This is a genomic window from Pseudomonas sp. JH-2 (assembly GCF_036231725.1).
GTDB classification, from domain to species: domain Bacteria; phylum Pseudomonadota; class Gammaproteobacteria; order Pseudomonadales; family Pseudomonadaceae; genus Pseudomonas; species Pseudomonas delhiensis.
Map to the genome: position 1 here is coordinate 95,721 of NZ_JAZAQP010000016.1, position 14,300 is coordinate 110,020.

Consider the following 14,300-nt stretch of genomic DNA (forward strand, 5'->3'; position numbering starts at 1 on the left):
AGGGAAGCACGGACGTAGGAGTCCGCGCCGGGGTGCTCTTTGTAGGAGCGGGCCCTGCCCGCGATTTCGCGCGCAGGGCGCGCTCCTACAGGGGAATGGCACGACTCGGGCTGCGTAGGAGCGGACTCCGTCCGCGATTGCCCTCGGCAACGCCAGTGCTCCACCCTACGGCTCGCCCGCATTGGCCAGCAGCCGGCGGGCGCGCGCCAGGACCGGGGCGTCGACCATCTGGCCGTCCACCTGGAAGGCCGCCGCGCCGCTTTCGGCCGCCTCCACCACCCGGCGTGCCCAGGCCAGTTCCTCGGCGCCGGGGGCCAGGGCCGCGTGGAGCACGGCGACCTGTTTCGGGTGGATGCACAGGGCGCCCACCAGGCCCAGGTCGCGGCCATGGCGGAGGGTCGCGGCGAAGCCTTCGGCGTCGTCGAAGGCCGGGTAGACGGTGTCCAGCGGCGGTTGCAGGCCGTTGACCCGCGAGTGCAGCAGCAGGCTCAGGCGCACCTGGTCGTAGACGGTTTCCGCCGCCGCGGTGCCGCTGCTCATGCCGATGTCCAGGGCCAGGTCGAGGCCGCCGAAGGTCAGGCGCTCGACGCCCGCGCAGGCGGCGATCTCCCCCACCGCCAGCAGCCCGCGGGCGCTTTCGATCAGGGGCCACACCGGCTTGCCGCAGGCTGCCGCGGCGCGCACCTGGTCGGCGCACTCGGCCTTGGGCAGGAGGATGCCGGCGATGCCCGGCAGGCGCCGGCACAGTTCCAGGTCCGCGGCGTGCTCGGGGTGCCCGGCGGCGTTCACCCGCACCCGCACACGGGCTTGCGGGCTGGCTGCGAGGAAGGCCGCCAGGTCGTCGCGGGCGCGGGCCTTGAGCGATGCCTCGACGGCATCCTCCAGGTCGACGATCACGGCGTCGGCGCCGGCGGCCAGGGCCTTGGCGAAGCGCTCCGGGCGGCTGCCGGGGACGAACAGGGCGGAACGGACGATGGCAGTCATGGCGGTCCTTGGTCGGGTTCGGCTCACACCGCGCCCTGCTCGTGCAGGCGCTGGATGTCGGCGGCGGTATAGCCCAGCTCGGCGAGCAGGCCGTCGGTATGCTCGCCCAGGCCCGGCACGGCGTCCATGCGCGGCGCATAGGCGTTGCTGCGGGCCGGCGGCAGCAGCGCCGGCAGGCGGCCCACCGGGCTGTCGATCTCGCGCCAGGCGTCGCGGGCCTGCAGTTGCGGATGCTGCCACAGGCCCTGCATGTCGTTGACGTGGGCGTTGGCGATCTGCGCCTGCTCCAGGCGCGCCACCACCTCCGCCGCGCTCAGGTCGGCGAAGGCTTCGACGATCAGCGCGCGCAGGGCCTCGCGGTTGGCCACCCGCAGGCTGGTGGCGGTGAAGCGCGGGTCGGTCGCCAGTTCCGGGCGCCGCAATACCACCTCGCAGAAGACCTTCCACTCGCGCTCGTTCTGCACGCCGAGCATCACGTTCCTGCCGTCGCCGGCGGGGAAAGGCCCGTAGGGGTAGATGGTGGCGTGGGCGGCGCCGGCGCGCGGCGGTTGCGCCTGGCCTTCGAAGGCGTAGTACATGGGGAAGCCCATCCACTCGGCCATGCCCTCGAGCATGGAGACCTCCACCCGGCTGCCCTCCCCCGTGCGCCCGCGCAGCAGCAGCGCCGAGAGGATGCCGCTGTAGGCGTACATGCCGGCGGAGATGTCGGCGATGGAGCAGCCGGCCTTGGCCATTTCGTCCGGGCCGGGGCCGCCGGTCACCGAGAGGAAGCCGCTCTCGCTCTGGATCAGCAGGTCGTAGGCCTTCTTCTGCTCGTAGGGGCCGCCTTCGCCATAGCCGGAGATGTCGCAGACGATCAGCCGCGGGAAGCGTTCGTGCAGCGCCTCGAACGACAGCCCCAGGCGCGCGGCGGCGCCGGGCGCGAGGTTCTGCACCAGCACGTCGGCCTGGCCCAGCAGTTGTTCCAGCACGGCGTGGGCCTCGGCCTGCTTGAGGTCCAGGGCCAGGCTTTGCTTGGAGCGGTTGGTCCAGACGAAGTGCGAGGCCATGCCGCGCACGCGCTCGTCGTAGCCGCGGGCGAAGTCGCCGACGCCGGGGCGCTCGACCTTGATGACGCGGGCGCCGAGGTCGGCCAGCTGGCGGGTGCAGAACGGCGCGGCGATGGCGTGTTCCAGGCTGATGACGGTGATGCCGTCGAGGGGACGCGGGTTCATGGGTGCTCCAGGTGTCTCGTGCGCCGCCGCCATGGACGGCGCGGCGCTGTCGGTGTGTATCCACGGTCCGGGCGGGCGGCGCCCCGCGCTCTGTGAACCCCCGGGTTCCGGAGGCCGCCCGCCCGGGCCGCGGGCTACTCAGGCGAAGGCTTCCAGGCTTTGCAGGGCATGCAGGCGCCAGCTGGCGTCGATCAGCCGCGCGGCTTCGGCCTCGCCACGCTCGCCGGCGAAGGCCAGCAGGCGGCGGAACTTGTCTTCCAGTTCGGCGCGGCTGAGGCTGTTGCCCGGGTCGCCCTTGGGCTCGTCGATGGCGCCGTGCAGCTGGCGACCGTCGATGGTGAGCACCTCTACGCGGCCCAGCCAGCGCTGCGGGTAGGCGCCGTCCACCTCGGCATCCAGCTGCATGCCCACTTTGTCGCGGAAGGCGGCCACCCGCGGGTCCTGCAGGGCGAACTGCTCGAACTCCACCAGTCCGGCCTTGCCATGCACGGCGATCAGGCCCAGCACCGTGCCCATGGAGAACTTCGCCTGGTGCACCGTCTGCGGCACGACCACGCGGCCGAGCACGTCGATGGCGCCCTGGTGCACGCGGGTGGTGACGCGGGCGATGTCCTCGGCCTGCAGGCCCTCGCGCTGCATCAGCGCCAGCAGGGCGTCCGCCGCCGGGTGGGTGTGGCGGCAGGAGGCGTGGAACTTGAACGAGGTCTCCACCAGCGCCCAGCGGCTGCCCAGGCCGTCCACCAGCCAGCGCGGCTCGGCGTCGCTGGACATGCCGGCGGCCATGCCCTGCTCGCCCTCGAGGATGTTCTGCGCGCCGGTCAGGCCGTCCGCGGTCAGGTAGGCGGCCAGCAGGCCGTCGGCGGCGGCCTTGGCGGTGTGCAGCTGTTTGGAGTCGGCGGCGTCGCGGAGGAACTCCCAGAGCCCGGCGGCCTGGGTCCCGGCGCTGCCCAGGCAGTGCACGAACTGGCGGGCGTCCAGGCCCAGCAGCTTGCCCACCGCCACGGCCGCGGCCAGGGTGCCGACGGTGGCGGTGGTGTGGAAGATGCGGTAGTGCGAGCGGCCGAGGAACTCGCCGATGCGGATGCCCGCCTCGTAGCCGGCGACCGCCGCGAGGATCAGGTCGCGGCCGGACCTGCCCAGGTCCTGGGCGGCGGCCAGGGCCGCCGGGAACACCACCGTGGCCGGGTGCAGCACCGAGCTGTTGTGCAGGTCGTCCTGCTCCACCAGGTGCGAGCTGGCGCCGTTGACCAGGGCGGCGAAGTACGCCGAGGTGGCGCTGCCGTCCACCAGCACGCGGCTGCGGCCGTCGGCCGGGCCCATTCTGCGGGCGTAGCGCTGGAACAGCGGGATGGGGTGGCGGCCCTGGCTGGCCAGGGCCGAGCCCAGCCAGTCGAAGAACAGGTCTTCGGTGCGCGCGACCACCGCTTCGGGCAGGTCTTCGTAGCGCAGGCCGGCGAGGAATTCGGCCAGGGCGTGGGTATTGTTCATCGCTTGTCGTCCTTGGGCGCGGCTCAGAAGGAACGCGGCAGTTCGAGCAGGTGCTCGGCCACGTAGGAGAGGATCAGGTTGGTGGAGATCGGCGCCACCTGGTACAGCCGCGTCTCGCGGAACTTGCGCTCCACGTCGTATTCGCAGGCGAAGCCGAAGCCGCCGTGGGTCTGCAGGCAGGCGTTGGCCGCCTCCCAGCTGGCCTTGGCCGCCAGGTACTTGGCCATGTTCGCCGCCGCGCCGGCGTTGCGCCCGGCGTCGTATTCCGCGCAGGCCTTCCAGCGCATCAGGTCGGCCGCTTCCACCTCGATGTGGGCCTCGGCGATGGGGAACTGCACGCCCTGGTTCTGCCCGATGGGGCGGCCGAACACCACGCGGTCGCGGGCGTACTGGCTGGCCTTGTCGATGAACCAGCGGCCGTCGCCGATGCATTCGGCGGCGATCAGCGTGCGCTCGGCGTTGAGGCCGTCGAGGATGTAGCGGAAGCCCTTGCCCTCCTCGCCGATCAGGCTGCTGGCGGGAATCTCCAGGTTGTCGAAGAACAGCTCGTTGGTCTCGTGGTTGACCATGTTGGCGATGGGCTGCACGGTCAGGCCGTTGCCGATGGCCTCGCGCAGGTCGACCAGGAAGATCGACATGCCCTCGGCCTTTTTCTTCACCTCGGCCAGCGGCGTGGTGCGGGCCAGCAGGATCATCAGGTCGGAGTGCTGCACCCGCGAGATCCACACCTTCTGGCCGTTGATGACGTATTTGTCGCCCTTGCGCACGGCGGTGGTCTTGATCTTGGTGGTGTCGGTGCCGGTGGTCGGCTCGGTGACGCCCATGGACTGCAGGCGCAGTTCGCCGCTGGCGAGTTTGGGCAGGTAGTAGCGCTTCTGCTCCTCGCTGCCGTTACGCAGCAGGGTGAACATGTTGTACATCTGCCCGTGGATGGTCCCGGAGTTGCCGCCGCAGCGGTTGACCTCCTCGAGGATCACCGAGGCCTCGGCCAGGCCCAGGCCGGAGCCGCCGTACTCCTCGGGGATCATCGCCGACAGCCAGCCGGCCTCGGTCATGGCCTTGACGAAGGCTTCGGGGAAGCCCTTGCGCTCGTCGATCTCGCGCCAGTAGGCGCTGCCGTATTCCGCGCACAGGGCGCGCACGCCTTCACGGATGGCCTGCAGTTCTTCCGGGGTGCTGCTCATGGGGGTTCCTCGATGGGGGTTCAGTCGAATTCCACTTCGCCGCGCTGGGCGATGCCGGCGCCGTTGCCAGCCCAGACCTCGGCCTTGCCGGGGCCGCTGGGGCGGCCGCCGAGCTCGAAGGGTTCGGGGCAGATCAGCGGACGCAGGCCGCGGTAGGCGAAGCGGCGTAGGCGCGCCTGCGGGTTGGCGCGGCAGAAGGCGCGCAGGCTCAGGGTGGCGATCAGCGGGCCGTGCACCACCAGGCCCGGGTAGCCCTCGGCCTCGGTGACGTAGGGCCAGTCGTAGTGGATGCGGTGTCCGTTGAAGGTCACCGCGGAATAGCGGAACAGCAGCACCGGGCTGGGTTCCACCGCCTCGCGCCAGGCGCCTTCGGGCAGCGCCTCGGTGCCGCCGAGCCTGGGCGGGCTGGGTTCGCGGTAGACGATGTCCTGCTCCTCGCGCAGGGCCAGGTGGCCGTCCTGCAGGTAGTCGTGGCGCAGGGTGACGAACAGCAGCGCGCCGGTGCGGCCGTGCTTTTCCTCGACGTTCAGGATGCGGGTCACCCGGCTGGCCTCGCGGCCGACGCGCAGCGGCGCGTGGAACTCCAGGCGGCCGCCGGCCCACATGCGGTTGCGCCCGTCCGCCGGCGGCAGGAAGCCGCCGCGCGCCGGGTGGCCGTCGGCGCCCAGGCCGGCCTCGGCCACGGCGTCCTGGAAGAATGCCCAGTGCCACAGCGGCGGCAGCGCCTCGCCGGCGCCCGGGGCCTGCTCGCCGAGGGTCGCGGCCAGGCGGCTGACCAGCAGCGTGCTCAGCTCCTCGCGGCTTTCCTGGCTGCGGCCTATCCAGGCCTTGTAGGAAGATTCGCTCATGCTCAGTGTCTCTGACCGGGAAATTTCCGAACAGCATGCAAGTTGGCTTGCGTTCCGTGAATCCGCATTTCCATAATCCGGCGTTAACCGAAACCGAACGCCACCCGGACGCCCCGCCATGCATTTCGACCTGGCCGACCTGCGCCTCTTCGTGCACATCGCCGAATCCCCCAGCCTGACCCAGGGCGCCCGCCGCGCGCACCTCTCGGCGGCCGCCGCCAGCGCCCGCATCAAGGCCCTGGAAAGCCAGCTCGACAGCCGCCTGCTGTACCGCGACAACCGCGGCGTCGAGCTGACCCCCAGCGGCCAGCGCCTGCTGCAGCACGCGCGGCTGATCCTGCGCCAGGTGGAGCGGCTCAAGGACGACTTCGGCGAACAGGGCGGCGACCAGGCCGGGCACATCCGCATCTTCGCCAACACCACGGCGGTCACCGAGTTCCTCCCGGAGGTGCTGGCCGGCTTCCTCGCCGCGCGCCCCGCGGTCACCGTGGACCTGCAGGAACGCCTGAACCGCGACATCGTCCGGGCCATCCTCGACGGCTCGGCGGACCTGGGCATAGTCGCCGGCCCGGTGCGCGCCGAGGGCCTGGAGATCCTCCACTTCAGCACCGACCACCTGGTGCTGGCGGTGCCGCCCGGCCATGCCCTGGAACGCCTGGGCCGCCCGCCCACCCTGGCCGACACCCTCGGCTATTTCCACGTCGGCCTGCACGAGGGCAGCACCCTGCAGAGCTTCCTGCGCGAGCAGGTGGAACGCCTGGGCGGCACCCTCAACCTGCGCATCCAGGTGGCCAGCTTCGAGGCGGCCTGCCGGATGATCGAGGCCGGGGTGGGCATCGGCGTGCTCCCGGAAACCGCCGCGCGCCGCCACCAGCGCAGCATGGGGCTGAGCATCCTGCAGCTGGACGAGCCCTGGGTGGTGCGCGAACGCAGCGTGCTGGTGCGCGAGCGCGAAGCGCTGCCGGGCTGCGCGCGGACGCTGGTGGAACTGCTGCGCCAGGTGGGAGATGGGGGTAGCGTGGGGGCGGTTGCGGATGGGGTTTAAGAGCGCCCTCTCCCCAGCCCTCGGCTGCGCGTTCGTAGGGCGCATAACGCCTACGGCGTTATCCGCCGAATCGCGGACAGAGTCCGCTCCTACGGTTACAGGGAAGCACGGGCGTAGGAGCGGACTTTGTCCGCGATTGGACTCACCGGCCACGCCGGACGTCCCGGTGGCACGAACGGCCTCTCAGGAAGCGGGCTACGGACTTTGCCCTCGAAGCTCAGCCAAAAAAACCGCCAACCGGGCGTCCCCGGTTGGCGGTCCGTTGGGCCGTGCGCACCGCTGCACCGGTGCGCGCCGGGCTCACTTGGCGGCGGTCAGCGTGCTGTAGCTGGTGATCAGGTTGCGGTAGTCCGGGATGTGCGCGGAGAACAGCGCGGCCAGGCCCTCGATGTCGTTGCGCCAGTCGCGGTGCAGTTCGCAGGCCACGCCGAACCAGGTCATCAGTTGCGCCCCGGCGGCTTCCATGCGGCGCCAGGCGGCGTCGCGGGTGACTTCGTTGAAGGTGCCGGAGGCGTCGGCGACCACGAAGACGTCGAAGCCTTCCTCCAGGGCCGACAGCGCCGGGAAGGCCACGCACACCTCGGTGACCACGCCGGCGATGATCAATTGCTTCTTGCCGGTGGCCTTGACCGCCTTGACGAAGTCCTCGTTGTCCCAGGCGTTGATGTTGCCCGGGCGGGCGATGTACGGGGCGTCCGGGAAGAGTTCCTTCAGCTCCGGCACCAGCGGGCCGTTGGGGCCGCTCTCGAAGCTGGTGGTGAGGATGGTCGGCAGCTTGAAGTACTTGGCCAGGTCGGCCAGGGCCAGCACGTTGTTCTTGAACTTGTCCGGTTCGATGTCGCGCACCAGGGACAGCAACCCGGCCTGGTGGTCGACCAGCAACACGGCGGCCTGGGACTTGTCGAGACGGACGTAGGGCTTGCTCATTGCGCTTTCCTCTTGCGGTGGGAAGGCCCGGCTCGTACCGGGCGCGGTCGGGATTCAGCGTTGCGAATCCAGTACTTCGTGGTTGTTCAGCACTTCCTGGGCCTTGGTGTAGCTTTCGATCAGCAGGCGGTAGTGCGGGAAGATGTGGCTGTAGGCCTCGGCCCACTCGGCGGCGTCGGGGCGGTTCCAGGTGCGCTGGATTTCCGAGCACACCGCGGCGGTGTCCATGGGCACCACGCCGGCCTGTACCACGCGGGCCAGGGTGATTTCCTGGGCGGCCTTGGAATAGGTGCCGGAAGCGTCGATCACCGCGAATACCCGGTAGCCGGCGTTGACCGCGGCGATCGCCGGGAAGGCCATGCACACGCTGGTGATGGTGCCGGCGATGACCAGGGTCTTCTTGCCGGTCTTCTCCACCGCGGCGACGAACTCGGGGTTGTCCCAGGCGTTGATCTCGCCCTTGCGCGCCACGTACTGGGCATGGGGCGCGGCTTCGTGGATCTCGGGGATCAGCGGGCCGTTGGGGCCCTGGGGCACCGAAGCGGTGGTGATCACCGGGATCTTCGCCAGGCTGGCGATCTTGGCCAGGGTGATGGCGTTGGCGCGCAGTTCGGTCATGGGCATGTCCTTGACCGTCTGGAACAGCCCGCTCTGGTGGTCGATCAGCAGCATGGCGGTGTCGTCGGGATCGATCACCGGGCGCTGGCCGTTGAAGTTGGCGATGTTGCCGAAGTTGCTCATCTTCGTTTCCTCGCAAGTGGGCCTCCCGCCCGGATGGCCCGCACGTCCCTGCGCGGGCGTTCAACCAGACTAGGCGCTGGCCGAGTCCGGCATGTGACGATCAGCCGGCCATCTGTCCGAAACGCCCGCGGCGGAAGTCGTCGAGGGCCTGCTCGATCTGTTCGCTGGTGTTCATGACGAAGGGGCCGTAGCCGACGATGGGCTCATCCAGCGGTTCGCCGCTGAGCAGCAGCACCAGGGCATCGCTCTCGGCCTCCAGGTGGATGGCGTCGCCGCGTCGCTCGAATAGCACCAGTTGGCCCTCGTCCGCCCGCTCCTCGCCGTTCAGCCGCAGGCTGCCGCGCAGCACCACCAGCGCCGTGTTGCGGCCCGGTTCGACGCGCAGCTCGAAGGCCTTGCCGGGGTTCAGCCGCAGGTCCCAGACATCCAGCGGGCTGAAGGTGTGGGCCGGGCCGCGGTGGCCGCGGTAGTCGCCGGCGATCACCCGCAGCTGGCCGGCGCCGCCGGGCAGTTCGACGCGGGGGATGCTGGCGTCCAGCAGGGTCTGGTAGGCCGGCGCGGTGAGCTTGTCCCGGGCCGGCAGGTTCACCCACAGCTGCGCCATGTGCAGGGTGCCGCCGCTGCGGGCGAAGGCCGGGGCGTGGTACTCCTCGTGGAGGATGCCGCCACCGGCGGTCATCCATTGCACGTCGCCGGGGCCGATGCGCCCGCCGGCGCCGCTGGAGTCGCGGTGCTCCAGCTCGCCCTGGTAGACGAGGGTCACGGTCTCGAAGCCGCGGTGCGGGTGCTGGCCGACGCCACGGCGCGCGCCGTCGCCGGGGAAGTCGTACGGCCCGGCATGGTCGAGCAGCAGGAAGGGGCTGAGCTGGTCGCCCAGGCGGTCGTAGGAGAACAGCGAGCGGACCGGGAAGCCGTCGCCGACCCAGTGCGGCCGCGGGGCGCTGTAGATACCGAGGATGTCTTTCATGGAGGTGCCTCCTGAGTGCATGGAGACACCTTAGAATCGCAACGCTACAGTCGGTAGACTGCGAAAATCATCTTCAGCGTTCCATTTGGAGAACACCGCCGTGGAAGACCTCAACGACCTCTACTACTTCGCCCAGGTGGTCGAGCACGGCGGCTTCGCCCCGGCCGGGCGGGCCCTGGGCGAACCCAAGTCGAAGCTCAGCCGGCGCATCGCCGCCCTCGAGGAACGCCTGGGCGTGCGCCTGATCCAGCGTTCCACCCGGCACTTCTCGGTGACCGAGATCGGCCAGGAATACTATCGCCACTGCCTGGCCATGCTGGTGGAGGCCGAGGGCGCCGCCGAGGTCATCGAGCGCCACCGCGCCGAGCCCCAGGGCCGGGTGCGGCTGAGCTGCCCCACGGCGCTGCTGAACTTCTGGGTCGGCCCGATGCTGGCCGAGTTCATGCTGCGCTACCCGCTGGTGGAGCTGCAGGTGGAGGCCACCAACCGCCAGGTGGACCTGATCCAGGAAGGCTTCGACATCGCCCTGCGCGTGCGCTTCCCGCCCCTGGAGGGTAGCGAGCTGGTGATGAAGGTGCTGGGCGAGAGCCGGCAGATGGTGGTGGGCGCGTCGGCCCTGCGCCAGCGCCTGGGCGAGCGCCCCTCGCCCACCGAGGTGGCGGCGTTGCCGACGCTGCACTGGGGCTCGCCGCAGCGCGACTACCAGTGGCAACTGGACGGCCCCGACGGCGCCCGCGCCCAGGCCCGCTACCAGCCGCGGCTGGTCACCGACGACCTGCTGGCCCTGCGCCAGGCGGCGGTGGTCGGGGTGGGCGCCGTGCACCTGCCGTCGGTGGTGGTGCGCGAGGCGCTGGCCGACGGCAGCCTGGTCAACCTGCTGCCGGACTGGGCGCCGCGTACCGGCATCGTGCACGCCGTCTACCCTTCCCGGCGCGGCCTGTTGCCGTCGGTGCGCGGGTTGCTGAACTTCCTCGGCCAGGGCTTCGCCCACAGCGACATGGCCTGAGCCCGCCGGTCGCTGGCGGCGCAGGATCGGAAAAGGTCCGAAGCCCGCGCTATTCGCAGAAGCGCCCCTGCCGTGCCTCGGGCATCAGCTCCAGGTACTGGCGGCCGCTCATGTGCACCACGGCGTTGTGGTCGCCGGCCTCGAAGTAGATGTCCGATTGCTCGCCCAGGGATTCGTCGATCAGCGTCTCCAGGCCGAACAGGCTGCCCACCGCCGGGATGGCGCCGGGCGCGCAGTCCTCGAAGCGCGCGGAGAAATCGCCCTCGTGGGCCAGGCGCCAGTTGCGCCGGGTGAGCTTGTGCACCTTGTGCAGGTCGACCTGGCGGCTGGCTGGCACCACGGCCATCAGCCAGTGGCCCTGGAAGTCGTCGAGGATCACCGGCTTGGCCATCTGCTGCGGCGGCACGCCGGCGCGGCGGGCGGCCTCGCGGGTGGTCATGGACGTGGCGTGGGGCAGCAGATCGTAGCGACTCTGGTGCTGCGACAGGCAGCTCTGCAAACGACTGGACATGCTCATGGCACACCTCCGGGAAAGCGGCGCCGCCCCACTGCCCCGTGGCGCCGGCGCGGCCGGCTGCGGGGGAGCCTCCCGCTCCCCGTTTGCTCCAGTCTAGCGCCGCCGCCCCGGCACGGGCGGCGGGCCGACCAGGGGCGTCAGAACAGCGGGAGCGGGTAGTTGAGGATCAGCCGGTACTCGTCGAAGGCGTTGCTGCTGAAGTCGCGGCGGATGCTGGCGTTGCGCAGGCGCAGGTTCAGGCGCTTGAACGGGCCGCTCTGCACCACGTAGCCCAGCTCCGTCTCGCGCCCGCGCTCGCGGCCGTCGGCGGTATCGCGGGTGTGCACGTTGCTGCCGCGGATGTAGCGCGTCATGAACGTCAGCCCCGGCACCCCGGCGGCGGCGAAGTCGTAGTCGTAGCGCAGTTGCCAGGAGCGCTCGCGGGCCTGGTCGTAGCTGGAGTTGAAGCTGTCGTTGGCCAGGCTGCCGCCGGCGCTGCCGTTCACCCGCATCCAGCCACTGTCGCCGGACAGCCGCTGCAGTCCCAGGTAGAAGGTGTGCCCCCCCTGCCCCGCCGAAAGCAGCAGCGACAGGGTGCGGTTGTCCAATTCGCCGGCGCGGGCGGCGCCATCCTCGCGGCCGACGAAGTAGCCGAGGTCGGCGCCCAGGCGCCAGTCGCCCAGCCCCTGGCTGTGGCGCAGGTTGACGTACTGCTGGCGGTAGATGTCCTCCAGCCGCGCGTGCCACAGGCCCAGCTGCGTGGCCTGGCCGTTGAAGCGGTACTCGGCGCCGGCGAAGTCGAAGCGGTCGGAGGTGGCGTCCGGGCGCCCGGCCATGGACAGATCGTCCTGGCTGGCATCGTTACGCGGGCTGTTGCTGCGAAACTGCCCGGCGTACAGGCCCAGGCCGTCGATTTCCCGCACGCTGAGCTGGGCGCCGCGCAGGGTCTGCGGCAGCGAGCGGCCGTCGTCGGCGCGCAGCACCGGCAGGCTGGGCATCCACTCGCCGACCTTCAGCTCGCTGTTGGCCAGCCGCGCCTTGGCCGCCACCGCCAGGCGCCCGAAATCGTCCGCCGGGCGGCCGTCGTCGTGCAGCGGCAGCAACTGGGTGTCGGCGGTGCCCTTGCCGCCGTCCAGCTTCAGCGAGTACAGGCCCAGCACGTCGACGCCCAGGCCCAGGGCGCCTGGCGTATAGCCGGAGCGGGCGTCGAGGATGAAGCTCTGCGTCCATTCCTCGGCCTTGGCGCGGGGGAAGTCGGCGTCGACGAAATTGCGGTTGATGTAGAAGTTGCGCAGGTTCAGCGAGGCCTGCGCGTCCTCGGCGAAGCCCCCGGCCAGGCTCTCGCCGCTGGCCAGCAGGCAGGCGGAGGTGAGGCCGAACAGGCGACGGCCAGGGGTGGACAGCGGGTTGGCAAGGATTGTCATTGTTGTTGTTTCCTTTTCTCGGGACGAAGGCCGCCGCGCCGCTGCGGGGCAACGGCAGGACGCGGCCGGGGATGGAGGCGCGGCGGCCTCCGGATGGCTCAGCCGGCCAGCGCGAGCAGCGCCGGCACGCTGAGGACGGCGGTGTAGTAGCCCATGAACTGCACGCCGATGTTGAAGCCGAGGAAGCGGCCGAGCAGGCCGCCGACCAGGCCCACGCCGAGGATCACCAGCAGGCCCAGCACCCCGCCCTCCCACAGGCCGATCACCAGGATCAGGCCGACGAAGGTGGCGATCACCGCCTCGTGGCTGACCCGCCGCGAGACGAACGAGGCCGCGCGGTGGGCGAAGTTCATCGCGAAGGGATAGGCGATCAGCACCGCCACCAGCACCGCCAGCAGGCCGAACACCAGGAACTCCCAGGGCTCCATCAGGCTGTGCAGGTTGTGCACCTGGCCGCTGGCGGCATCCACGTAGAAGCGTGGCGGCGCGTTGAACAGCGGCGCCGCCGGGCCCGCCGCCACCGGGCTGAGCGGCAGGCCGAAGGCGATCAGCGGGATCAGCGCCTCGGCGATGTAGGTGGACTCGGTCACCCCGTTGCGCGCCGCCAGCACCGAGGTCAGGCGGTGGTAGGCATGGCGGATGCGCGAGCCGACGATCTCGCCGAGGATCACCGTCATGGCCACCGGGCTGAACACGAAGGTGGCGCTGGAGACGGCGGCGGTGCCGAGGGTCCAGCCGGCCTGGCGGCGGTCGAGCACCTTCAGCGGGTTGGGGAAGTAGCCGTCCCAGCCCTTCACGTCCGGCGCCAGGGCGAAGGTGCGCGGCTCGCTGCGGCGCATGCGCTGGCGCTCGGCCGGCGCCAGCAGGGCGAACAGCGAGACGATCAGCGGCCCCACGGCGATGCCGAGGAAGTAGCTGACCGCCAGCTTCACCCCGTGCTGGGCGGTCAGCGCCTGCAGCGCCACGATCAGCAGCACGAAGGGCCCCAGGGCCAGCAGCGCGGCCCAGCGCCCGGCGGAGAACCAGGCGATGGCCAGGGCCGCGCAGAGGAACACCCAGGGCGCCGCCTGCTTGATGGCCTCGCCGAAGGGGGCCAGCAGCACCGCGAAGAGCACCGCCAGGGGCACCGCGATGAACGCCGCCAGCACCGCGCCGGAGATCATCTTGCGCAGGGCGATGTGCGGCACGCCGAGGTTGCGCAGGAAGTTCGCCTCGCGCATCAGCGGCGTGGCCATGGTGTCGCCGGGGATGCCCAGCAGCGCCGTGGGCACCGCGTGGGTCATGTGCTTGGCCACCGCGCCGGCGAGGAAGAAGGCGAACACCCCGGCCGGGGCCACGCCCAGCAGCACCACCAGCAGGGTCAGCGGCGCCAGGGTGGTGGTTTCGTCGCTGCCGGAGACCAGGCCGATGGCGGCGAAGGCCACGGCGCCGATCACCGCCATCAGCAGGGCGACGGGCAGTTGGTCGAGGAACAGTTCCATCAGGCCACCCCTCCCATCGCCGGCGCCGCGGCGGGCGCGCGCCTCTCCGCGGCCCCGTGGGCCTGGGCGAACAGGTCGTACAGCTGGACCTCCTTCAGCTCCGCCAGCACTTCCGGCGGCAGGTCGCGCAGCTCGCCGAGGCCGCCGTACTCGGCCTCCAGCTCGCGCAGGGCCTGCTCGCGCCAGGCGGCGTCGGCCACATGCTCGACCACCAGGCGCTTGGGCTTGAACAGCATGGCGCTGATCGCCCCGCCGGCCAGGCAGCCGAGGATGCCCACCAGCATGGCGTAGGCGCGGGCCATCTGGCTGGAGTCGACGAGGCCGAGGAACAGCCGCTCGGCGAGCAGGAAGGCGCCCAGGCTGACCGCGGCGCCGATGGCGATGGCGCCGGCCAGGTGGCGGCTGTCGATGGTGTCGCCCCAGACCTCGTAGAGCCGGGCTTCGGGATGGGGACCAGGCGCCGTCGACGGCGCCGTTTCGTGGGTGTTCATGGTA

Annotated in this window: 14 protein-coding genes; 2 read left to right on the forward strand and 12 right to left on the reverse strand. The window is 71.0% G+C overall.

The window, feature by feature from the left end:
• Positions 1 to 165: 165 nt before the first annotated feature.
• From VV867_RS13720 to VV867_RS13740, 5 genes are all read right to left on the reverse strand, one after another.
• Positions 166 to 984, reverse strand: coding sequence for an HpcH/HpaI aldolase/citrate lyase family protein (locus VV867_RS13720; protein ID WP_328566674.1), 819 nt, complete (start codon positions 982 to 984; stop codon positions 166 to 168).
• 23 nt (positions 985 to 1,007) lie between these two features.
• The gene (locus VV867_RS13725) at positions 1,008 to 2,198 is read right to left on the reverse strand and encodes a CaiB/BaiF CoA transferase family protein (protein ID WP_328566675.1); all 1,191 of its coding nucleotides are present in this window, start codon (positions 2,196 to 2,198) and stop codon (positions 1,008 to 1,010) included.
• Positions 2,199 to 2,336: 138 nt separating this feature from the next.
• Positions 2,337 to 3,686 (reverse strand): MmgE/PrpD family protein, encoded by a 1,350-nt coding sequence (locus VV867_RS13730; protein ID WP_328566676.1) that lies wholly within the window; start codon positions 3,684 to 3,686, stop codon positions 2,337 to 2,339.
• A gap of 23 nt (positions 3,687 to 3,709) precedes the next feature.
• The gene (locus VV867_RS13735; RefSeq protein ID WP_328566677.1) at positions 3,710 to 4,870 is read right to left on the reverse strand and encodes an acyl-CoA dehydrogenase family protein; all 1,161 of its coding nucleotides are present in this window, start codon (positions 4,868 to 4,870) and stop codon (positions 3,710 to 3,712) included.
• Between the two features lie 20 nt (positions 4,871 to 4,890).
• Positions 4,891 to 5,718 (reverse strand): FAS1-like dehydratase domain-containing protein, encoded by an 828-nt coding sequence (locus tag VV867_RS13740; RefSeq protein ID WP_328566678.1) that lies wholly within the window; start codon positions 5,716 to 5,718, stop codon positions 4,891 to 4,893.
• 118 nt (positions 5,719 to 5,836) lie between these two features.
• On the opposite strand from VV867_RS13740, the gene VV867_RS13745 reads away from it, so the two are divergent.
• Entirely contained in the window at positions 5,837 to 6,763 is a 927-nt protein-coding gene (locus VV867_RS13745) for a LysR substrate-binding domain-containing protein (protein ID WP_328566679.1), read from the forward strand.
• A 300-nt stretch (positions 6,764 to 7,063) separates the two neighbouring features.
• On the opposite strand, the gene ycaC is transcribed toward VV867_RS13745, so the two are convergent.
• From ycaC to VV867_RS13760, 3 genes are all read right to left on the reverse strand, one after another.
• Positions 7,064 to 7,690 carry an isochorismate family cysteine hydrolase YcaC gene (gene ycaC, locus VV867_RS13750; RefSeq protein WP_328566680.1) on the reverse strand — a complete coding sequence of 209 codons (627 nt, stop codon included), beginning with the start codon at positions 7,688 to 7,690 and terminating at the stop codon, positions 7,064 to 7,066.
• A gap of 54 nt (positions 7,691 to 7,744) precedes the next feature.
• Positions 7,745 to 8,431 (reverse strand): hydrolase, encoded by a 687-nt coding sequence (locus tag VV867_RS13755; protein WP_328566681.1) that lies wholly within the window; start codon positions 8,429 to 8,431, stop codon positions 7,745 to 7,747.
• A 100-nt stretch (positions 8,432 to 8,531) separates the two neighbouring features.
• Positions 8,532 to 9,398, reverse strand: a complete 867-nt coding sequence (locus tag VV867_RS13760; RefSeq protein ID WP_328566682.1) for a pirin family protein — start codon at positions 9,396 to 9,398, stop codon at positions 8,532 to 8,534.
• Positions 9,399 to 9,498: 100 nt separating this feature from the next.
• Here VV867_RS13760 and VV867_RS13765 point away from each other — a divergent pair, with 100 nt between their 5' ends.
• Positions 9,499 to 10,404 carry a LysR family transcriptional regulator gene (locus VV867_RS13765; protein ID WP_328566683.1) on the forward strand — a complete coding sequence of 302 codons (906 nt, stop codon included), beginning with the start codon at positions 9,499 to 9,501 and terminating at the stop codon, positions 10,402 to 10,404.
• 49 nt (positions 10,405 to 10,453) lie between these two features.
• On the opposite strand, the gene VV867_RS13770 is transcribed toward VV867_RS13765, so the two are convergent.
• The 4 genes from VV867_RS13770 to VV867_RS13785 form a co-directional block, all read right to left on the reverse strand.
• Positions 10,454 to 10,921, reverse strand: coding sequence for an aminoacyl-tRNA deacylase (locus VV867_RS13770; protein ID WP_109934103.1), 468 nt, complete (start codon positions 10,919 to 10,921; stop codon positions 10,454 to 10,456).
• 137 nt (positions 10,922 to 11,058) lie between these two features.
• A complete protein-coding gene (locus VV867_RS13775) occupies positions 11,059 to 12,324 on the reverse strand; it encodes an OprD family porin (RefSeq protein ID WP_442965024.1) in 1,266 nt (421 codons plus the stop codon).
• Positions 12,325 to 12,422: 98 nt separating this feature from the next.
• On the reverse strand, positions 12,423 to 13,805 hold the full coding sequence (locus VV867_RS13780) for a tripartite tricarboxylate transporter permease (RefSeq protein WP_328566684.1): 1,383 nt from the start codon (positions 13,803 to 13,805) through the stop codon (positions 12,423 to 12,425).
• Positions 13,805 to 14,296 carry a hypothetical protein gene (locus VV867_RS13785; RefSeq protein WP_328566685.1) on the reverse strand — a complete coding sequence of 164 codons (492 nt, stop codon included), beginning with the start codon at positions 14,294 to 14,296 and terminating at the stop codon, positions 13,805 to 13,807. The genes VV867_RS13780 and VV867_RS13785 overlap by 1 nt, the downstream gene beginning before the upstream one ends.
• Positions 14,297 to 14,300 lie beyond the last annotated feature (4 nt).

Coding starts and splice junctions, on each gene's coding strand:
- VV867_RS13730 (WP_328566676.1), bottom strand. CDS start 3,686: ATGAACAATACCCACGCCCTGGCCGAATTCCTCGCCGGCCTGCGCTAC.
- VV867_RS13745 (WP_328566679.1), top strand. CDS start 5,837: ATGCATTTCGACCTGGCCGACCTGCGCCTCTTCGTGCACATCGCCGAA.
- VV867_RS13760 (WP_328566682.1), bottom strand. CDS start 9,398: ATGAAAGACATCCTCGGTATCTACAGCGCCCCGCGGCCGCACTGGGTC.
- VV867_RS13725 (WP_328566675.1), bottom strand. CDS start 2,198: ATGAACCCGCGTCCCCTCGACGGCATCACCGTCATCAGCCTGGAACAC.
- VV867_RS13775 (WP_442965024.1), bottom strand. CDS start 12,324: ATGACAATCCTTGCCAACCCGCTGTCCACCCCTGGCCGTCGCCTGTTC.
- VV867_RS13735 (WP_328566677.1), bottom strand. CDS start 4,870: ATGAGCAGCACCCCGGAAGAACTGCAGGCCATCCGTGAAGGCGTGCGC.
- VV867_RS13740 (WP_328566678.1), bottom strand. CDS start 5,718: ATGAGCGAATCTTCCTACAAGGCCTGGATAGGCCGCAGCCAGGAAAGC.
- VV867_RS13780 (WP_328566684.1), bottom strand. CDS start 13,805: ATGGAACTGTTCCTCGACCAACTGCCCGTCGCCCTGCTGATGGCGGTG.
- VV867_RS13770 (WP_109934103.1), bottom strand. CDS start 10,921: ATGAGCATGTCCAGTCGTTTGCAGAGCTGCCTGTCGCAGCACCAGAGT.
- VV867_RS13785 (WP_328566685.1), bottom strand. CDS start 14,296: ATGAACACCCACGAAACGGCGCCGTCGACGGCGCCTGGTCCCCATCCC.
- ycaC (WP_328566680.1), bottom strand. CDS start 7,690: ATGAGCAAGCCCTACGTCCGTCTCGACAAGTCCCAGGCCGCCGTGTTG.
- VV867_RS13720 (WP_328566674.1), bottom strand. CDS start 984: ATGACTGCCATCGTCCGTTCCGCCCTGTTCGTCCCCGGCAGCCGCCCG.
- VV867_RS13755 (WP_328566681.1), bottom strand. CDS start 8,431: ATGAGCAACTTCGGCAACATCGCCAACTTCAACGGCCAGCGCCCGGTG.